Annotated in this window: 11 protein-coding genes; 7 read left to right on the top strand and 4 right to left on the bottom strand. The window is 57.2% G+C overall.

Going from position 1 to position 21,959, the window contains the following annotated elements; all coding sequences use genetic code 11:
- Position 1: 1 nt before the first annotated feature.
- The 5 genes from CE168_RS03480 to CE168_RS03460 all read left to right on the top strand — a co-directional run bounded on the left by CE168_RS03480 (position 2) and on the right by CE168_RS03460 (position 14,111).
- Positions 2 to 820, top strand: coding sequence for a carbohydrate ABC transporter permease (locus tag CE168_RS03480; RefSeq protein ID WP_003836777.1), 819 nt, complete (start codon positions 2 to 4; stop codon positions 818 to 820).
- 130 nt (positions 821 to 950) lie between these two features.
- Entirely contained in the window at positions 951 to 2,924 is a 1,974-nt protein-coding gene (locus CE168_RS03475; RefSeq protein WP_065439056.1) for a glycoside hydrolase family 127 protein, read from the top strand.
- 407 nt (positions 2,925 to 3,331) lie between these two features.
- Positions 3,332 to 8,914, top strand: a complete 5,583-nt coding sequence (hypBA2, locus tag CE168_RS03470; RefSeq protein WP_055062939.1) for a beta-L-arabinobiosidase HypBA2 — start codon at positions 3,332 to 3,334, stop codon at positions 8,912 to 8,914.
- A 109-nt stretch (positions 8,915 to 9,023) separates the two neighbouring features.
- A complete protein-coding gene (locus CE168_RS03465) occupies positions 9,024 to 12,437 on the top strand; it encodes an OmpL47-type beta-barrel domain-containing protein (protein WP_236824295.1) in 3,414 nt (1,137 codons plus the stop codon).
- A 609-nt stretch (positions 12,438 to 13,046) separates the two neighbouring features.
- Entirely contained in the window at positions 13,047 to 14,111 is a 1,065-nt protein-coding gene (locus tag CE168_RS03460; protein ID WP_099571110.1) for a glycerophosphodiester phosphodiesterase family protein, read from the top strand.
- A gap of 115 nt (positions 14,112 to 14,226) precedes the next feature.
- Here the strand turns inward: CE168_RS03460 and upp are convergent, their stop codons facing one another.
- The 4 genes from upp to CE168_RS03440 all read right to left on the bottom strand — a co-directional run bounded on the left by upp (position 14,227) and on the right by CE168_RS03440 (position 19,338).
- Entirely contained in the window at positions 14,227 to 14,868 is a 642-nt protein-coding gene (gene upp, locus CE168_RS03455) for a uracil phosphoribosyltransferase (protein WP_099571109.1), read from the bottom strand.
- Positions 14,869 to 15,173: 305 nt separating this feature from the next.
- Positions 15,174 to 15,917: a hypothetical protein gene (locus CE168_RS03450; protein ID WP_099571108.1), complete on the bottom strand. Its 744-nt coding sequence runs from the start codon at positions 15,915 to 15,917 to the stop codon at positions 15,174 to 15,176.
- A gap of 1 nt (position 15,918) precedes the next feature.
- The gene (locus tag CE168_RS03445; protein ID WP_099571107.1) at positions 15,919 to 17,016 is read right to left on the bottom strand and encodes an NUDIX hydrolase; all 1,098 of its coding nucleotides are present in this window, start codon (positions 17,014 to 17,016) and stop codon (positions 15,919 to 15,921) included.
- An 87-nt stretch (positions 17,017 to 17,103) separates the two neighbouring features.
- Positions 17,104 to 19,338 (bottom strand): RNA degradosome polyphosphate kinase, encoded by a 2,235-nt coding sequence (locus tag CE168_RS03440; RefSeq protein ID WP_099571106.1) that lies wholly within the window; start codon positions 19,336 to 19,338, stop codon positions 17,104 to 17,106.
- Between the two features lie 820 nt (positions 19,339 to 20,158).
- Between CE168_RS03440 and CE168_RS03435 the strand changes: the two genes are divergently transcribed.
- Positions 20,159 to 20,989, top strand: coding sequence for a P-loop NTPase (locus tag CE168_RS03435; RefSeq protein WP_099571105.1), 831 nt, complete (start codon positions 20,159 to 20,161; stop codon positions 20,987 to 20,989).
- Positions 20,970 to 21,959 (top strand): CpaF family protein, encoded by a 990-nt coding sequence (locus CE168_RS03430; RefSeq protein ID WP_099571104.1) that lies wholly within the window; start codon positions 20,970 to 20,972, stop codon positions 21,957 to 21,959. The genes CE168_RS03435 and CE168_RS03430 overlap by 20 nt, the downstream gene beginning before the upstream one ends.

Genomic DNA, 21,959 nt, shown 5'->3' with positions numbered 1-21,959 from the left:
CATGACTACTCCATTGTGGAAGCGCGTAATCGTCTATATTCTCGAAGGTCTGCTGGCTCTGGTCTTCATTTCGCCGCTGATCTGGGTGGTGGTCTGCTCGTTCAGTCCGCAGCCTGGTTCCGCACAATCCAAGGGCTGGGGTGTGAACAACTATCTGACGTTGTTCGGCTACCAGGAAGGCCTGCCGAAGTACCTGTTCAACTCGGTGGTGGTGACGTTGGTCGCCGTGGTGTTCTCCGTGGTGGTGTGCACGCTCGCAGGCTATTCGTTCTCCCGTTTCGACTATCCGGGCCGCAATCTCGGATTCATGGTGACGCTGTCCATTTTGATGGTGCCGTATGCGTCTCTGCTGATTCCGCTGATGGTGTGGTACAAGGATATTGGTCTGAACGATTCCTTGCTGGGTGTCGGTTTGGTTATTACCTTGTTCCAGCTGCCGATGAGCACGTTCATCATGCGTAATGCTTTCGATGCGATTCCGAAGGATATGGAAGAGGCCGCCATGGTCGATGGCTGCAACTCCCTGCAGTCGCTGATTAAGATTCTGGTGCCGGTCGTCAAGCCGTCGATGGTCACTGTCGGTCTGCTTGCTTTCCTTGAGGCTTGGAACAATTTCATGATTCCGCTGTACCTGTCGAGTTCGTCGAACGCCACGCTGCCGCTCGCTTTGGTGAACATGCGTCAGCAGACTATGGGCGTCATTGATTACGGTGCCACCGAAGCTGGCGTCGTGATTCTGATGATCCCCGCAGCCATCCTCTTCCTAGCCCTCCAGAAGTACTACGTCAAAGGGTTTATGGCTGGAGCCGTCAAGGGCTGACACCTGGCGATGTCAGCCCTTGGGAGACAGCCCAGTGGACTGTTTCCAGGCTCCGGCCTGAGCAGGACCGAAGGCGGAGTAGCCAAGAGCCGTCAAGGGCTGGCGAAGTCCTTAATCTTAAGGAAATATCATGAATGTAACTATTACTTCTCCTTTCTGGAAGCAGCGTCGCGACCAGATCGTTGAATCCGTCATTCCCTATCAGTGGGGTGTGATGAATGATGAGATTGCCACTGAAGTTCCGGATGATCCGGCTGGCAATCAGCTTGCCGATAATAAAAGTCATGCCGTGGAGAATCTGCGTATCGCAGCCGGTGATGAGGCCGGTGAATTTCATGGCATGGTCTTCCAGGATTCCGACATATATAAGTGGTTGGAGGAAGCGGCTTACGCACTGTCGTATCATCCTGATCCGCAATTGCGGGAACTGTGCGATGAAACCGTCGACCTCATCGCGCGTGCGCAACAATCGGACGGATATTTGGACACTCCGTACCAAATCAAAACCGGTGAATGGGCGCATCGTGAGCGTTTCACACTGATTCAGCAAAGCCATGAAATGTATGTCATGGGCCACTATATTGAGGCTGCTGTCGCCTATCATGAGGTGACCGGTAACCAGCAGGCGCTTGACGTGGCGTGCCGTATGGCGGATTGCATCGATGCCAATTTCGGCCCGGAGGACGGCAAGATCCACGGTGCTGATGGGCATCCGGAAATCGAATTGGCGTTGGCGAAGCTGTATGATGCGACCGGTGAGGAGCGCTATCTGAATCTGGCGCGGTATCTCATCGACGTGCGTGGTCAGGATCCGCAGTTCTACGCCAAGCAGATCGCCGCTGTCGACAACGACTACATTTTCCGGGATCTGGGATTCTACAAGCCCACGTACTTCCAAGCCGCGCAGCCGGTGCGCGAGCAGCAGACCGCTGACGGCCATGCTGTGCGCGTGGCCTATTTATGCACTGGAATCGCACATGTGGCGCGTATTACCGGCGATCAGGGCTTGCTGGATGCGGCGCATCGTTTTTGGAACAACATCGTGTCGAAACGCATGTATGTAACGGGTGCGATCGGTTCCACACATGTGGGGGAGTCGTTCACGTACGATTACGATCTGCCGAACGACACCATGTATGGCGAAACGTGCGCTTCTGTGGCGATGAGCATGTTTGCCCGCCAAATGCTTCTGTTGGAACCGAATGGTGAATATGCCGACGTGCTTGAGCGTGAGCTGTTCAATGGTGCCATCGCGGGCATCAGCCTTGATGGCAAGCAGTATTACTATGTGAATGCGTTGGAGACTTCGCCGGACGGTTTGGACAATCCGGATCGGCATCATGTGCTTTCGCATCGTGTCGATTGGTTTGGCTGCGCATGCTGCCCAGCTAATGTCGCGCGATTGATCGCGTCGGTGGACCGTTATGTGTATACCGAACGTGACGGCGGTCGCACGGTGCTCGCTCACCAGTTCATTGCGAATCAGGCAAGTTTTGATTCCGGGTTGCATGTGGAGCAGCGTTCCGATTTTCCGTGGAACGGTCATATTGAGTACATGCTGGAATTGCCCGCTGAGGCGGCTGATTCGGTACGTTTCGGCGTGCGTATTCCCACATGGTCGGCTGATTCCTATGCGCTGACATGCGATGGTGTTGCTGTGAAGACGGCTCCGGAAAACGGTTTCGTATATTTCGCAGTTGCTCCGGGAACTGCATTGCATGTGGTGCTGGATCTTGATATGGCAGTGCGATTGGTGCGTGCCAACTCTCATGTGCGTTGCGATGCAGGTCGTGTTGCGGTGATGCGCGGTCCGCTCGTCTATTGCGCGGAGCAAGCCGATAATGCCGGCGATCTGTGGACGTACCGTCTTGCTGATGGCGTGGATGCTGCGGATGCCACGGTTACTTTCGAGAGTGATTTGCTTGGAGGTGTTGACGCGGTGACGTTGCCTGCCGTTCGTGAGGCTGCGGATGCCGTGGACGCCCCGTTGTACATGTCCGCTCAGCGTGACGCCTCAGATGAGCGGACGTCGCTCAAGCTGGTGCCCTACTACGCATGGGCCAACCGCGAACTCGGCCAAATGAACGTGTGGTTGCGCAGCTAAACAAAAGAAAGACTTGCTACCCGGCGCTATGAGTGCCATGGTGCCGGGAAGCGGGTGAGCGCGGCGTGATCGATTGGAGCCGAATGCGCCGCGCTGACTGGAATGAGAGACCGGCTGCCCCTTATGGGGTGGCCGGTTTTGTCATAGCCCCTAGTATAAGACGGGAAAATGCGAAAACTTTCCTTTTCGCATAAAAGCCATCGTATGGCAGTTCACTTAGAAAAGCATTGGAGAAAACTGAAAGAAAATTTGCGAAACCGTATTCGCGTCATGTATTCTTGAAATGTCGGTGGACGCTCCAATCTCATGTCCATCGCACGACTCTCATTCCTACAGAAAGAAAGTTGGATGCCAGGGAACGAGCCTTGGCAACCAAGGGCCAACGATGGTCCATGTAGGAGGAATTGATGACACCATCAACAAGGAAGAAAGGGATTGTCACGTCATTGGGCGTGCTGACGGCAGTGGCCACACTGTTGTCTGGCGGTGTGACGACCGCATACGCCAATGACGCGCTGGCCAATCCGAACTCTGCCATGGGGTATCCGAGTTTCAAGGGGGCCGCCGACCCGATTCCGGGCACCGGCGTCGCTTTCGATCCCTCGACAAGCTACCTCAAGCAGGTGTTCGATGCGGATGTTGCCAACGGTGCCGGAACCGACACCGCACACGACTTCTGGATCGACAAGATGCTGACGCGCACAGGCACCGCACCAAACGGTACCGGCACCAACGATGCTGGCGACTACAACTATGCGGGCGCAGACAAGAACGAATACCTGTTCTCACGTGGCCGTGCCGCATTCATGTACACGCATACGCCGGAAGCACTTGGTTTCGTAGGAGATGTCGCATACTGGGATCAGACCGGCAACGACGGCTTTACCGTTGAGGTAAGCATTGGCGGTTCCAAGCAGACCCTGCGCGAGAACACCGACAAGCGCAAGCAGACGCCAAGCTACTTCACCACGGAATTCACCAACGGCGACAAGACCATTACCGTCACCGAAGTCAAGTACATCACCTACACCAATGTGATGGTCGCGAATTTCACCATCACCAGCACCACCGGCGGTGACGTAACGCTGACAGCAGCCTCGCCATTCGCACAAGACGGCAATGACGGCGACACTGAACTGACCGGTCGCTTCAATGTGAAGAACGATCTGACCACCATCTATCCACGGTTCTCCGGCAACGGTTTCACCGTAAAGAACGGCAAACTCGCTTCCACCCTCACCTTGGAAGCGAACGTGCCACAAACCACCAAGCTGCAGCTTGGCCTGATCGCCAACGAGTTGCCGGACTCCACCGCGGAATACGAAGCCCGATTCAACGGCGATCTCACCGATCCGGCCGCTTCCTACAAGGATTCCGTGACCACCTACAACCAGTGGTGGGTCGATAACATTCCTTACGTGGAAACCCAGGAACACAATATCGACAAAACTGTGTTCTACCGCTGGTGGCTGAGCCGTTTCAACATGTTGGACGCTAATATGCCGGGCAATACGTTCCAGTATCCGACCTCCATCGAAGGCGTGCTCGGATACAACAACCAGATCGTGCTGACATCTGGCATGTTCATCAACGACACCAAGTGGTTCCGTAACGCCGAATACTCGTACGGCACTTGGGTGTCGGCCGGGCAGACAGCCAAGAAAGGCCAGTCCGGGTATTACTACTACCACGACAATCCGGGCGATCCAGCCAATTGGAACCACAGCTACACGCAGTACATCACCAAGGCCGGTTGGGACTCCTACAAGGTGCACGGCGGCCCGTCATCATTGGCTGAAGCGTTGGGTGATTACGGTTCCGAAGATGTCAAAGGTCTGCTCAATTCGCAAAGCGAGCCAGACAGCAACGACAACCAGAATAGCAACGGCAACAAGCTGATCGACTGGTCGTGGTGGTCCATGACCGGCAACGATGCCGACGCGGTGTCGTTCTCCGAACCCGGTCGTTCCGGCCAGCGTATGGACCGTGCCGACGGTTCCGCCAACATGTGGGCCAACGCCAATGCCGCCGCGCAAGCATACAAGGCTGCCGGAGACACCGAAAAAGCCGCTGAAATGCAGCAGATCGCCGACGCCATCAAGCAGGATGTGCTCGACAACCTGTGGGATTCCGACAGCAAACTGCTGCTGCACAAGTGGCTGAACGACGGTCAATTCGCGAAATACAAGGAACTCAACAACTACTATCCGTATTCCGAAGGTCTGATGCCGACCGGCAATGATGATTACGATAGTGCGTTGCGCTTGTTCGAAGATGCCGACGAATTCCCGATTTTCCCGTTCTTCACCGCGAATCAGGCAGACAAGAAGGCGCTGAATTTCCCAGGATCAAACAATTTCTCCATTATCAATGCAACTCCGCTGCTGCAAATCTATTCTGCGGGAATCCGTGATTATAATGCTGCAGACAACGGATATATCACGAACGAATCGTTCAAGAAACTGCTGTATTGGGTGGCGTTCTCGCATTATCAGGGAGGCGACAACCAGTATCCGGACCAGAACGAATTCTGGAATATGGATAATAATTCCGCAGGAAGCACGATTCCGGAGAAGAACGCCGACGCCAGCAAGAACGGTGGAAAGATCACCTACCGTTCCTGGATTCACCACACCCAGCTTGGCACCACCAACTGGACGATTGTGGAAGACGTGGCAGGTATGGTTCCGCGTGAAGACAACAAGATTGAACTCAATCCGATCGAGATTCCCGGTTGGAACCACTTCACCGTCAACAACCTGAGCTACCACGGGCAGGATCTGTCGATCGTATGGAACAACGACGGCGCCTACAACGCTCCGAAGGGATACACCCTGTATGTGGACGGCAACGCCGTGCTCACCTCCGATAAGCTCGCCCACCTCATCTACGATCCGGCCAGTGGAACCGTTGAGGTTGCCGATGATTCCGGAGCGGTGATCACCGGCGCGACCACCGCCACCATGCCGAACGCCAACGAAGTGACCTATGCATCGAACAGCAGGGTTACGCAGATCTTCGCGCAGTCCGGACAGAACGTGGACGAAGCGTCCAAGAGCCAGACCAACGTGGCCAAGGACGCCGATGTGGAAGCCACTTACGAAACCAAGGGCTACCCGGCAACCAATGCAGTGGACGGCAAGAACGTGATGGAATCCTTCTGGGGCACCAAGGGATCCAAGAACGCCAAGGATTCGCTGACCGTAACGTTCAAGAATGGAGTGCAGAACATCGACGACGTGCGTTTGTACTTCTACCAGACCTCGTCCAGCCAGACGATTGCCGGCTACAGTGAGCCGTCGGTGTACACGCTTGAATATCAGGATGAGGCCGGCGCATGGCATGTCCTGCCGAACCAGGTGCGTACGCCTACTTACGCGGGAGCCAACTACAACCGCGTGCAGTTCTCCAAGGTCGTGGCCAAAGCCATTCGTGCCACCTTCACTCCGCAAGCAGGTCAGGCCATTGGCTTGAAGGAGATTCAGGCCTACGAAACCGACATTGTGCCGGAAGGCGAACCTACGAACCAGGCGCCAAGCGTTGACGCCTACATTGCCAGCAGCACCTCGTCCGGTGCGCAGCTGGTGGGCACGGTGAAGGACGACGGCCTGCCGTCTGACACGCTCACCACCACATGGGAGCAGGTGTCTGGCCCTGAAAACGGCGAAGCGAAGTTCGTCGACGCAACCGCTGCCAACACTACGGTCACGTTCAACCGTGAGGGTGACTATGTGCTCAAACTCACCGCATTCGACGGTGAGAAGACCGGTTTCAAGGAAGTCACCGTTCACGGCATTCCTTCCGACGGCACGGTGAATGTGGCTTCACAGTCCACTGCGAGCGCCAGCTTCACCAATCCATATCAGGCGAAGGACAATGCCAAGAAGGTTATCGACGGTCAGGTGTTGTATACCAATACTCCGAATGAGACCTGGAATAATTGGGGTGACAATACCGGTACCGAGCCGTGGCTGCAGCTTGCCTGGGATGGCACTGTTCCGTTGAAGAAGGCGAAGCTGTTCTTCTGGACTGACGGTGGCGGTGTGCCGATGGTCAAGTCGTGGAAGTTGCAGTATGCGGATGAGAATGGCGATTGGCAGGATGTGAAGCTTGCCGCCGGCCAGTCTTATACCACGATGCAGGGTGAAGGCAATGAGGTTCGTTTTGCCGAAACGGTGGAGACGAACAAGTTGCGTGTGCTGTTCCCGAAGGGTGCCATTGTTGGTGCTACCGAATTTGAGGCGTATGCGCTTGATCCGGTGAGCGTGGATGGCGTGAATCGTATGGTGCAGACTGGCAGCAAGGCTGCCGATGTGAATCTGCCGAAGACGGTGAGTGCCAGCTATACGGACGGTTCCCGTCGTGACTTGAGTGTTGCGTGGGATGCCATCACTGACGATCAGCTTGCTTCCGATAGCGAGTTTGCGGTTTCCGGAACGGTTATTGGCGCGCTCGCTGGAACCAAGGCCACTATTGGCGTGCGTTCCGACGCGCAGTCTCAGACTGCTGGTGCGGCTCAGCCGATCGAACAGACGGTGTACCAGAATTCCAAGTCGGTGGCTTTGCCGTCTGTGGTTCCGGTGCGATTCCCCAACGGCATGCTTGACGATCGCACGGTTATGTGGGATGAGGCAAGTGTTGCCGGCGTCAAGTTGGACACCATCGGCGATTATGAGGTGTCCGGCACGGCTGAGGGTTCAAGCTCGCAGGCCAAGATTACAGTGCATGTGGTCGCCGATCCGAATGGTGGTGCCGATCCTGATCCTGAGCCGACGCCGGATCCCAAGCCGGAGCCCGATACTCCGTTGACTGGTTGGATTGAAGGCAGGGCCATTGACACCACGGTGAGTGCCGAGGCGAGCTGGTCTCCGGCTTCCGGCAAGCTCAACGATGGTGTGCTGGTTGACGATACGTGGCCGTCTGATGATGACGCCGATGTGAATGGCCGCGTGTGGGGCAGCTGGGGTCAAGCTTCCGCTGGCATGTACGCGCAGTACACCTGGAGCAAGGAAGCCACCGTCGATTCCAGCCGTGTGCAGTTCTGGGCCAACTTCGCGGAGCGTAATGATGCCAAGGGTGGTTTGGATGTTCCGGACAGCTGGAAGATTCAGTACTTGGCTTCTGATGGTATATGGAAGGATGTGGAGAATGCGCAATACTCCACCGTGCGTAATTCCCCGGCCTCACGTGCCTCTGACGATGCTCAAGGCTGGAGCGTGGCCACGTTCACTCCGGTGAAGACCACGTCGTTGCGCTTGGTGCTTGATCCGCCGACCGCCGAGGGCGTCACCTTCGGTCTGGCGGTTGCCGAGTGGGGCGTGCATGCTGCGGAAAGCACTCCTGATCCAGAACCGACTCCTGACCCGGATCCAACCCCTGATCCGGAACCAAGCGTGGACAAGAGCAGGCTCGAATCCACCATCAACGCAGCCGGTTCCGTGCAACAAGCTAATTTCACGCCGAACAGCTGGAAGGCATTCTCCGAAGCCATGGGTAACGCTCAAAAGGTGTATGCGGACGAGAGCGCCACCCAGGATCAGGTGGATGCGGCCATCAAGCAGCTTGAAGAAGCCCAGCAGACACTGGTGAAGAAAGCCGACACCACTGAGTTGAAGACGGTTCTTGACCAGGCACAGGGCGTCAGCGGTGACCTCTACACCGAAGCCAGCGCCAAGAAGTTGGCTGAAGCAGTGGATGCCGCCTCCAAGGTGCTGAACGATGAGAACGCCACCCAAGCTGATGCGGATGCCGCAGTCAAGCAGCTGACCGAGGCCATCGCCGGACTTGAACTCAAGCCAGCGCCGAAGCCGGACGACGACAAGACCGACCCCAAGCCGAATGCCAAGCCTGGAAACAAGCCGGTTTCCAAGTCTGAAGTCAGTGCCGCAATCAGCAGCACCGGCAGCAATGTCATCGGCATCGCCGTCGTAGGAATGATCGTCCTGCTGACGGGAGCCGCCATCATGCTGACGCGCCGCAACCGCGACTAGCGCTAGCAATTGCTCAAGTCCTCTTACGGATCGCACGAGGAATACCAACGTAGCCTAAGCAATCCGTAAGAGGACTTTTCAATATCCAATCGTGAAAACAGGAATATTCATGAGCTTTTCGCACATCTCACATGCGTCGATGAAGACGCTGGTGGCAGGCATCGCAGCCGCAGCCACCTTATGCACGGGAGCAATCGCAACCATGCAGACAGCCAACGCGGCCGACGCAAGTACCGCGCCCAGCGTCGCCGGACACGCCTACAACGATCTGCCGGTCGGCAATCCCGACGTCACCGTCACACAAATCGACAACAGTGCGTTGCCGGCAACCCTTCGCAACCCCATCGGGCAGAACGAAGGAACCAATACCCCCAACGACCTGTCGCAAAACTACTATTCCGCAGACGCATCCACCCTTGAATACGATGGCAAACTCTTCGTATTCACCGGACACGACGAGGCCGAACCAACCTACGGGTCCTTCAATATGAAAGACTGGGGCGTCTACGTAACCGACAATCCGGAATCCGGCAAATGGACGCACTACAAGACCATCGCCAAAGCCGACCTGTTCGACTGGGCAACCGGCGACGGAGCCTACGCAGGACAAGTAGTAGTCGACGATGCTGGCACCGCAGACACGGCCGACGACTGGTTTTACTACTACGTGCCAGTCAAAGACAAGAACGCAGCCGCGGGAGCCGACCCGTTCTCCATCGGCGTGGCCAAATCAAAAAGCCCCCTCGGACCATGGGTCGACGCCATCGGAGCGCCGTTGCTGACTACCATGCAGACGCAAATCGAAACCATCGATCCCGCATTCTTCGTGGACAATGACGGTACCGGATATCTGCACTTCGGCACCTTCAACAGCGAACTCGCCGTAAAAATGCAGCGGGACGCCAACACTGGCCGCACCTCATATGTTGCCGTGGAAACCATGGGCGGAACGGCGGACGGAGCGCCGAAAATCTACAATATGCGTGACGCCGACGCGCTCGCCAACATACCCGACTACGATGCCAGCAAAGACGTGCTTGGCAGCGACTATGCGAACCAAGTGAACGCGTCGCTGACCTTGGGCAACAACGGCGGCGCTTATGCCAACGGGCCCAAAGGCTTCTTTGAGGCGGCATGGGTGTTCCGTGAAGGAGACACCTACTACAACGTGTACGACGGTGGCAAACCCGGGTCGGGAGTGGCGACCTGCGTGGAATCCAACTATCAGGCGTGCGTGCAATACTCCACGTCGGCAAGCCCTCTTGGGCCGTGGGCGTACCAAGGCGTAATCGTCGAATCGGGATCGTCCACCACCATGCATCCGTCGATTCAACGATTCGGCGGCAAATGGTGGGTCACCTACCACACTGGAGACAAGACTGGCGGTACTGACTTCCGCCGTGCAGTCTGCATCGATGAAGTGACGTGGAATGGCGGGCGCATAAACGCCGTTTCACATCCGACCAAAGCCGAACGGTTGCAACCCTCACGCAACGTGGCCCCCTATGCGTCAGTGGACGCGACCTACACCGAAACACCCGCCTACAAGGGTTCCGTGAACGACGGGCGAGTGCTGGAAACTGCTGTAGTGCCGCCGAACCATTGGACGAACTATCGAAAGATGCCACAAACACAATCCTCCGATTCGCTGATCTACCAGTGGAATGGCGCTGTACGTGTGAATGGATCGAAAGTCTGGTTCGATACCGATGCGAACGCATTGCGTGCCCCTGCCTCATGGAAACTGCAATATCTTGACGCAGACGGTTCCTGGAAGGACGTGCCCAATTCCAGCGAATACGGCGTGGATACAGGCAAGAACGCGCCTAATGAAGTGACATTCGACGCAGTGACCACCACTGCGCTCAAACTTGACATGACCGCGCAATCCGTTGACGGGGGCTATGCTTCCGTTGGCGTTCCTGAATGGGAAGTATACGCGCAACAGGGAGCAGTTGTGGCTGAACAGCCAGCCGACGTCTACGCCAAGACCGGAGACGCGCCGGAATTGTCGAACACGGTGAAAGTCGCGTACGGCTCGGAAACAGTGGAAACTCCGGTTTTGTGGCGCACGGTGTCTGCTTCTTCGTATGCACAGGCGGGTGAGTTCACCGTGCAAGGTGTGGTTGCTGGCATTGAAACCAAGCAGCAGGCTGATGATCTGACAGCCGGCAACGTAACCGTGACCGTACATGTTTCCGACGATTACGTAAAACCGGCTGATACCATTGCTCCTGCCGTGCGTGTGGCATTGGCTGGCACGGCTGGCAATGATGGTTGGCTGGTCACTTCACCGATCGCTCTTATTACGGCTTCCGACAATGCGGCTGCGCCGATCGCAAAACTCGAACTTGCGGTCGGGGATGGCGCATGGGTGACCGTCGGAACGAATGTGAACACTGCGGTAAAGGCTGTGACTGGCGAGGGTATAGTGAGTGTGCGTGCGCGTGCCACTGATGCGGCCGGCAATGTGAGCGAAATCGCTGCTGCGGAAGCGTGTGTGGATGCTACGGCTCCTACGGTAACCGCCTCGGTAGATACGGCTTCCCGCACTATGACATTGACCGCCTCAGATGGTGCTGGATCCGGTGTGAAAACGGTGGAATACCGGGTTGGAAACGGCGAATGGCAGCAATATGAAGAAGGTGCGGCGATTACTGCTTCTTCGTCGAAGCGTGAAACGGTGAGCTATCAGGCTTCGGACATTGCTGGCAATATGTCGGCTGCGGGCGTCAAAGATATTCCATCCGATACGTCGGTGCCGTTGGCCGGCTATATCGAGCAAGATGCCGTTGCTACTGACGTGGACAAAAAAGCGTCTTCTTGGACAGCTGGTGTTGCCGCGCTTAACGACGGCAAAACCATTCCGGGCGATTGCACGGTTGATAACGCCTGCATTTGGGGTACGTGGCCGAATACCGGTGAAATGAAGCTCGACTACGAATGGGATCGCGAAGTCACCATCGATTCCAGCCGTGTGCAATTCACCTCCGATGGAGGGGGCTTGGGAATGCCGGCGTCGTGGAAACTGCAGTATTGGGATGCTGGAACGAATGCGTTTGTGGATATTCCCGATGCCACATATACATTGGTTACCAATGCTCCCGGCGCTTACGGTACCGATAACGGCGGATGGAGCGAGGCAACCTGGACTGACGCGGTGAAGACCACTAAGCTGCGCATGGTGATTCAATCCGGCAGTGCATCGCCGGCCGCCGCCGAATGGCAGGTTCATGCACCTGAACCGACTCCGGACCCGACCCCCGATCCAACGCCTGAGCCCGAGCCGGAACCAACGCCAACTCCAAAGCCGGCTCCGGATAACAATAACAACAGCAAGCAGGACGGTAATAATGCCAAGCCTTCCGCGAAACCGCAATCATCGCAGCAATCTCAGTCTCAACGTAAGAAGAAGCTAAGCTCTACAGGCGTCGTTACTACGGCAATCGTCATTGCCATGACGGTGCTGGCCACGGCGGGGTGCTGCATCTTCGTAGCCAAGCGGGGCAAGCTGCGTAACTGAATCCAACATAAAAGTGGTAAGTTCTCAGCCTCGGCCTCTGGGCTGAATGTGTGTGCTTGACGCACTCAAGGTACCGCTACGCGGTCTTCGCGGCAAGCCGCTCACTTCGCCTGAGGAAAACCCACTGGGCTTTCCTCTTCACGGCTCAGTGGCCAAGCCTACGGATCCAGCATGCATGTTCGATCCGCCGACCTTTGGGAGTCCGAACCCCACGGACCTGGTGAACTCGGACGTCATCGGACCCCATTTTGCTCATAACTCGCCTATGCATGGCAGATTTGCGGGTCTGTCAGGAAGCATCTCGCCTATATATGGCAGAAGACTTTGCTAAAAAACCATATAGGGGGTATGAAAACGCATGTTTTCTGACTCCAGTCAGCCATATATAAGCGAGATGCCTCGTGACACAACTCGAAATCTGCCATATATAGTCGAGATATGGCTTGGCTGTTGGTGGCTTGAGACGGCGACATACGATCGCGGATCGCGTAGGTGGTCGCCGTTTTTGTGATTTATGGGCTAATCTCAGAAGAGACAGATTCGATGGCCGCGAACGGTGCGAACCAATGCGAGAGAATGCGTGAACGGCCATGTAAGGGAGGAAAGCCCATGTCCAAATCATTCGTCAATAAAGTGTTGGCGGGCGGTGCGCTCGCCGCAGGTGCCGCAGTATGGGCGATTGCCCCGCGTACCTTCTCCGACAAGCGTCGCAACTACGTGCCGTCCATTCCCGACGTGTGGTATGCGCACCGCGGTCTGCACGACGCAGGTTCCGGCCTGACTGCGCAATATGCCAATGAAAGCGGCGAATACGTGGCGCTCGCCCGACGTATGGCCATGAAGGCGGGCTATGGCAGTCCCAGCGTGACTGGTGCGATCGCTCCGGAGAACTCGCTTGCGGCGTTTGCCGCGGCCTGCGAGGCGGGTTACGGCATCGAACTTGACCTGCAGATGACCGCCGACGGCGAAATCGTGGTGGTGCATGACGGCGATCTGATGCGCGTCGCCGGAGATCCGCGACGCATCGCCGATCTCACATACGATGAGCTGACCCGTATTCCGCTGTTCCCAACCGACGCCCCCGGTGCCGCCGTCGCCGCGCCGCTGCCGGGCTCGCTTGAGAATCCGCCGCTGGTCACCACACCTGACAGCGCTCCGGAAGGGTATTTCCAGCATGTGCCACTGTTCGCCGACGTGCTCAAGGTAGTGGCGGGCCGTGTGCCGCTGATCGTCGAATACAAGTTCGACGACAATTCCAAGTGGAATCCGCGCGATGTCGAGCTCATGGAAAAGGGCGACGCACTGCTGCAGGCCTATTCCGGCGCGTACGTGATCGAATCGTTCAATCCGGCCGCCGTCAACTGGTACAAGGAGAACCGTCCGGAAGTATGCCGTGGTCAGCTTTCCTGGTGGCCGCAGGGGGAAGAGAAGCCGTCTGATCCTGCTGCGCTCGCCAAGGAATATGCGGCCGGTGCGTTGATTTTCGACTGGATTTCCCGCCCTGATTTCATCGCCTATGATTGGCACGGCGGCAACAGCCCGCAGGTGCGTCTGGCTCGTTTCATGGGTGCCGTTCCCGTGTCGTGGACGGTGCGTAGCCGCGACGAGCTTGCGCAGTGCGACGACTGGTTCGATTACCATATTTTCGAGGCGTTCGTACCGGACGAGCAGTAGAGGTTTTTACATATGATTTCGGCCTGCCGCCGCATGATTTGCGTTGTGGCAGGCCGTTTTTTATTCGATTTACTCGATTGACTGATTGGACCGATTCGGTTGAGCTCTGATTCGGTCAGTCGATCACGCCATACAGACGGTCGCCGGCGTCGCCCAAGCCCGGCACGATGTAGCACTTGTCGTTGAGCTTCTCGTCGACGGCACACAGCACCAGCTTGAACTTGATGGACGGATCGAGGTTCTCCTCAACGAACTTCAGGCCTTCCGGAGCGCCCAGAATGCACACGGCGGTAACATCCTTCGCGCCACGCTCGGCTAGGTAATGCGTTGCTGCGACCAGCGTGCCGCCGGTGGCGAGCATCGGGTCGATCAGGAAGCATTGACGGCCGCTCAGATCGTCGGGCAAGCGGTTCGCGTATGTGATCTGCTGGGTCGGGTTCTCCTCGTCGCGCTTCATGCCGAGGAATCCGACTTCGGCGGACGGAATCATCTTGGTCATGCCGTCAAGCATGCCCAGGCCCGCGCGCAGCACAGGCACAATGATCGGTGCCGGGGAAGCGATGTGCTTGCCTACCATAGGAGCGACGGGGGTTTCGATCGGCTTGTCCACGACTTCGATGTCGCGGGTGGCTTCGTAAGCCTCAAGCATCACGAGTTCGGAAATGAGCTCGCGGAACGTGGAGGACGGGGTGTTCTTGTCGCGAAGAACGGTTAATTTGTGGTCCACCAGCGGGTGGTTCAAAACATGAATATCCATGTTTTCTAAGCGTAGTCCATAATTGCGAAGAAAAATGCAGGAACTGAGAAAGGCGCCAAGAAAGACGCTGAAGAATCTTATGAAAAAGCAGTGAAATTTAAAAAGAGGGAAAGCGCCGAACCACGAAAGCGCCTGTCGGCGCAAAGGCCGCTCGCAGCGGCAAAAAATGGAGCCCGGGGCTATGCATGGCCCGGCGCGAATTCCTATTCTACAGATGCTGCAGACCGCACGGTACGCCGTGTCGCGAATTGATATTGCGATTGCTGTGCGGCACATTTAGTAGGGGGTGAAAGAAGCGGATTGCGCTACTCCAGTTTTCCTCGCCTCCACAGATTCGCCCCATGGCGAAAATCCTTGGCCGTAACAAACAGATTGCCGGCCGTATGCATCAAGCGGGCCGCTTTCGTGCGCACCTGCTTTTTCGCGGCATCCGAGCTTTCCGCTTGTACGGTCTCTAAAGTCACCGCCTCCAAGCGTGAGGCCATATTTCGTGCCTCGATGCGCAATCCCAACGCAACCACGTCGGTGAACGCCGCCGCACGTTCCAGCGCAACCGCAAAATCGCCGGTGAACGCGCCCGCCAGAATCGAATCGGCGGTGTGCGCAATGTCATCTTCCGTGGGTGCCTGGTCGACTCCGGCAATTGCCGAAGCGGTAGTTGCGACCGGTTCTCCGACGCGCCACAATCGTGCGATCGACTCACGATTCTTCCGCATCCACGTGCGCAGCACATACAGTCGCCATAGAATGCCCGGCAGCGAATCCGGCTCGGATCTGCTCCATAATTCGGCGATCACGTCAACGCCTTCGCGGTCCACCAGCGTGAGCACGCGTTCCACAAGTTCGGCGTCCTGCGTGTGGTGCACGCGATCCAGCAGCGCGGCCGCCGAGGCGTGGCTCATCTCGTTGATTTGTGCCGGATCGGCACCTCCCGCAATATTGTCGGCCATCATCTGGTCGAGCTGCCCCGGGCGGGCCGGGCGCGGCGATCCAGTGTTGGTGAAACCGGCGGAACGGCTTGGAATAACCGAGCCGGAACCGTAATGCATGTTAGTAGACAATGGGTGAAACCTTTTGAATATCGATAATGCTGGGACCTTGCGGCGTATCGATTATAAACAGCGCTACGGCGGTGCCGGTAGGCATGAACGGCGTTTTGGCGATGAGCTGCTTTGAGAGCGCTTTGCGAGCGCACAGTCCGCGCAGATGGTCAAACATACCCCCGATTACCGGTCGGTGCATGCAGATTGCCGTGGTTTCGCGGGTTTCGAGCGTGAGCTGGATCTGCTTGAGGAACGCCAGCCATGCGATGGTCGGGTGTTCGGCGAAGGCGTCTTCCGTGAGCGCGTCGATGTGTTCCATCGGGCGTTCGGTCTGCCAGCTAAGCACCTGCAGTGTTTCCTGACAGCGTAGCCATGGTGAGGTTGCGAGGCGGGTTGGGTTGTAGCAGGCAAGTTCGCGGTTGAGTGCGAATGCCGCGGCCGCGCCTTTCGGAGTGATCGGCCGGTTCGCGTCGGTGCCTTTCCATGATTTGCGCGATTCAGCCTTGGCATGGCGCACGATCAGCAGATTCTGCGCGGTCGCGGCACCCTCCTGTACGCGGTCCACGAAGATGGCGAGGGTGTCTTTATCGGTGGAATGTGTGAGGATTTTACGTGCTTCACGCACGGAAACCCACACGATATCGTTGATTTCGCCTACATCTGCGCGATGCACAGGGCCGAATGCGTCAAGCAGATGTTCCGCATCATCTCCGGAAATCGGTTGCGCCATCCAATACAACGTGTGCTTGGTGTCGACGGTGCGATCGTGCGAATGCCGGGTTTTCTTGCCTTCTTCGGATAACGGATACTCGACTTCGCACAGATAAGGGCCGAGTGCAATGGAAACGCCTGTCTCCTCGCCGATTTCTCGTACTGCGGCATGACGATGCGATTCGCCTTGCTCGAGTTTGCCTTTCGGCCAGCTCCAGTCATCGTACTTTGGTCGATGCACGATGCACACTTCAATGTTGTTGAGTTGTTCTTTTGGAGATTTCTGTGCTGCGATTGCCGGATTTTCAGCGATTTCGCTGCCGGCTTTCCACCGCCATACAATACCCCCGGCGGCTTCTACGACGCGTCTCATGTTCTCGCTCATATCTTTCATTGTAAGTGGTAGGCGCGGTTATTGTTCATGATCGAGCAATGAAAATGGCCGATCCTGCAATTGCAAAATCGGCCATTTTCGCGGAACTTAGTGCCTTGCCGGTCGGCGCGTATGCTTCTTGATGAGATATTCCTGGGAATCGACCAGCGGGCGACCCTCCTCATCCTTCGCATGACGCACGTAGGTGCCGTCGGCTGCCATGTGCCACGAGGTGGTGGAATCGGCCATCTGCAGATCCACGTACTTGATCAGTTCATCGACCTGCTCCGGAGCGGTGATGCGCACCAGCGCTTCGACTCGACGGTCGAGATTGCGGTGCATCAGATCGGCGGAACCGATCCACACTTCCGGACCTGCGGCCGGGCCTTCACCGATCTGTGGACCATCGGAGTTCGCGAATGCGTAGATACGGCTGTGTTCGAGGAAACGGCCCAGAATGGAACGCACGCGAATGTTCTCGGAAAGTCCCGGAACACCCGGCTTGAGCGCGCAGATGCCGCGTTCCACGATGTCGATCTTCACGCCGGCTTGGCTTGCACGGTACAGTGCGTCGATGGTCTTCTCGTCAACGATGGAGTTGACCTTGATCTTGATCCATGCTTCCTTGCCTGCGCGTGCGGCATCCTCTTCGCGGCGGATGCGCTGAATCAGGCCGGAACGTACGGTACGCGGCGCCACCAGCAGACGGTGGAAGCTCGACTTCGGAGCATAGCCGGACAGCTGGTTGAACAGGCGGGTCATATCCTGACCGACCACCGGGTCGCACGTCAGCAAGCCGAGATCGGTGTAAATACGGGCGGTCTTCGGGTTGTAGTTACCGGTGCCCACATGGCAGTAGCGGCGCAGGCCGTCGGCTTCCTGGCGCACCACAAGGCTCAGCTTGCAGTGGGTCTTCAGTCCCACGATGCCGTACACCACGTGCACGCCTGCGCGTTCCAGCTTGCGTGCCCATGCGATGTTGGCGTCTTCGTCGAAGCGTGCCTTGATTTCGACCAGTGCCAGCACCTGCTTGCCCGCATGTGCCGCGTCGATGAGCGCGTCGATGATCGGGGAGTTGCTGGACGTACGGTACAACGTTTGCTTGATGGCGAGCACCTTCGGATCCGCCGCAGCCTGCGCTAGGAACGCCTGAACGGAGGTAGAGAACGAATCGTATGGGTGATGCAGGAGGATATCGCGTTCGCGAATCGCTGCAAAAATGTCTTGCGCGCGGGACGACTCCACCTCGGCAATCTGACGATTGGTGGTCGGCACGAACGAACGGTACTTCAAGTCCGGACGGTCGATGCCGCCAAGTTCGAAGAGCACGGTCGCATCGAGCGGTGCCGGCAGACGGTACACCTCATCGGCGCTGACGCGCAGCTGGTCGGCGAGCAGCTGGGAAAGGAACGGGCTGGTCTCGTCGGAAATCTCAAGACGGATCGGCGGTCCGAAACGACGGCGCAGCAGCTCCTTCTCCATGGCGTTGAGCAGGTTTTCTGCATCATCCTCTTCCACGTCGATATCTTCGTTACGGGTAACGCGGAAGGAACGTGCTTCCTTGATGATCATGCCCGGGAACAGGGATTCCAGGTGCGCGATGATCAGGTTCTCCATGGTGATGAAGCCGTAGCGCACGTTGGTGGCATCGTCGTCGGTCATGTCGTCGACGGGCACGAGACGGTTCAGGTTTCCAGGAATCTTCACTCGTGCGAAGTGGGACTTGCCGGAAGCTGGATTCTCCACGAGCACAGCGAGGTTGATGGAACCGCCGGAAATGTACGGGAACGGATGGGCCGGGTCCACGGCGAGCGGCGTCAGAACAGGGAATACCTGCTGACGGTAGTAGCGAGACAGGCGCTCCTGCTCGGCTGCGGTGAGCTTGTCCCAGCTCAGAAGCACGATCTGTTCCTTCGCCAGGTCGGGAAGAATGTGATCGATCATGTAGTGCGCGTGCTCGTCCTGCAGGCGGTGCGCCTGCTCGCTGATGGCGCGCAGCTGCTGCCTTGGGCTCAATCCGGAGGCTGCCGTCACGGCGATGCCGGTGTCGATGCGGCGCTTCAGGCCTGCGACGCGAACCATGAAGAACTCGTCGAGGTTGTTCGCGAAGATCGCGGCGAAGCTTGCGCGTTCAATGATCGGCAGGTCCTCGTCCTGAGCGAGTTCGAGGACGCGCTTGTTGAACTTCAGCCAGCTCAACTCGCGGTCGAAGAAGCGGTCGTTCGGCAACGGCTCTTCGCCGGCCTGAAGCTCACGCTTATCGTTTTTATCGGTCTCGGCGATATGCTCAGCTATCTGGCTGCGCAAGATCGCCTTTGAGGGTGCGTCAAAAATCTGTGCCATACTTTCCTACTTTATCCTTAAGTAGCGGGACATGCCGTCAAAAGCGTCAAAATTTAGCAGGAGTTAACATTCGTTCGTTCGTATGCAAAATAAAGCGTCGACACGCCGTATTTTTGCAGCAAACGCACGCAATCAAACAAACACGCCGCGCGTTTCGCACATGATGAAACATTTTCGTGATTCTTGCGATCGCAAAGCAACAGTTGCGATAAATAGGGAACATCAGCCGATTTCGGTTTGCGATTGCCGGATTGCTGAGCATAATTACAAAGTACAAGAACAACTTAAGAGCAGAGCCCACAAAGAGTGTATGGCCAAGATAGGTCGTTACGTTGGACGGGCATTGGATAGACTTACCGTTACGACGATGTTGTTGTGCAGAGATTCTGCTTTTAAAGTTTCTTGCAAGGAAGGCCCGCTTCGGCGGGTCTTCCTTTTTGTTTTTAAGCGTGCTGGCATGTGTCCGTCCCGTTTCCCGAAGGGAATCGACAGACGTGGATATTTGATGCTTTGTGGATAGCTGTGGATGACACGCCGTGGTTGTGGATAACTAGCGTCCTCCGACCACAGGGCCGGTTCGGCTTGCGATGGTATGCATCGGGACTTTTCAATCGACGGTATGAGTAACGCAACGTCTTTTCCTAATATGCCTCCGGTACCGCTGCCGTCGGGCGGACTGATGCCGGTCGCGAGCTCGGCCACATCGCGATCGGCACCTCCGGCGCAGCGCAGAACCGTCTCTCCGCAACGGTTCTATACGTCACCTGGATTAGTCCAAGGCGGAGCGACACCGGTCGACGCAATGCCTGGAACGTACGGCATGGTTGCCGAGCGTGGCCGTATGGTGCGAGAACAACGCTGCGATGTGAGCAATGTGGTAATCGTTGACTCCGTGGTGGCGGGAGTGGGAGCGAGCACCCTGGCGGCCATCTTGGCTCGTGAGCTGAACGAGCGTGGACTCAAATGCGTACTTGTCGATGCCGATCTGCAAGGCGGAGGCCTTGACGTGCTTCTCGGCGTGGAAAACGAGGACGGCTCGCGACTTGGGGAAATCAGTGCACCGCTTGGCACCATCGACGGCAAGGCGTTGCTGCGGGAGTTGCCGGTCTGGGATGGCGTACCACTGCTGTCCTGCGATCCCTGGAAAACCGAAAATCCGCAATCCTGGGAAGTGCAGGCATGCATTCGTGCGCTATCGCAGGTACGTAGCGCGGTCATCGTCGACATGGGGCAATGGAACGGAATGCAAGATCTGACAGAACTACGACAGGCCATCCGCATCACCGTGGTCGAAATGACGGTACTTGGCCTTGCCCGTGCCAAAGCGAACATGCAGTCGCAACGTAATCTAAGCGATCCAATCGGAGAACACGATGCCGCAACGCAGGAACGGGAGTTTCTTGTAGGCATGCAACCGCGCGGAACCATACGCGACCATGGTGTGACGGCGGTCGAGGAAGCGGCGGAATATCTCGACTGCGATATCACCGCGTTCATCACAACGGACGCCAAACTTTGTAGCGAACTGTTGGAAGGGCTCGGACTTCGCAAACCTAATCGTGCGAATGCAAAAGCCATCGCAACGCTGGCTGATCTCATTCAGGAGGCATTGGGAGAAAAGAGCGTCGACCATGGAACTCGGCCCGCTTAGCGACATCGCATCCGAACCGGGCGTCACCGACATTGCGGTGACCTGCGACGGCACCGTGTGGGTGGATCGCGGCCAAGGAATGCGGCCGTACGCGTTGCGTGTGCCATTCGCCAACCCGCAAGCCATACGCGATTTCGCCGTACGATTGTGCTCGCAGCTCGGCAGAAGGCTCGACGACGCATGCCCGATAGCCGACGCCTCCACCGTGGAAGGCGTGCGCGTGCACGCGGTTATCGCACCGCTCGTTCCACAAGGCGCGGCCATCAGCATACGATTGCCGGACGCGGTTGCGCCCAGTCTGGAATCCTTGGCGAAAAACGGCATGTTTCCAAGCAAATGGATGCCTTTGCTGGAAGGATTCGTGGAACGCAAGGCTAGCGTGCTTGTGACCGGTGGCACCGGAGCTGGCAAAACCACGCTGCTCAAGGCAATGCTTATGCGGTGCGCGCCGGGGGAGCGCATCATCACTGTGGAAGAGGTGCGCGAACTTGGCATGCTCGACCACGACAATCGCGTGTCGCTGGTGACGCGAGACGCCAACATGGAGGGCAAAGGTGCCATAGGACTGTCGCAATTGATATGCGCGACATTGCGAATGCGACCTGATCGCATTGTGGTGGGCGAATGCCGAGGCGGAGAAATCGTGGACCTGTTGCGCGCGCTGAATTCCGGGCATCGCGGAGGTATGACCACCTTGCATGCCAACCAAGTAGCAGCGGTCCCTTCGCGACTGGTGGCATTGGGACTGCTTGCCGGGTTGAATCCGCAGGCTACTTCGGCGCTTGCTCAAGACGCATTTGACGTGGTGCTGCATGTGGGTCGGGTGGGAGGGCGTCGGCGCATCACGCAAATCGGGCGGCTCGAATTTGCGGAAGGCAAACTGCGTGGAAACCTGCTGTCCGGATGGAACGGCAGCCAAATGCGGGCCTCTCAGCAGTGGCCCGATTTCGTATGTGCATGGAGTCGTTGA

Source organism: Bifidobacterium sp. N5G01, assembly GCF_002742425.1.
Taxonomy (GTDB): Bacteria; Actinomycetota; Actinomycetes; order Actinomycetales; family Bifidobacteriaceae; genus Bifidobacterium; species Bifidobacterium hominis.
This window is presented reverse-complemented; position numbering and strand designations above follow the sequence as displayed.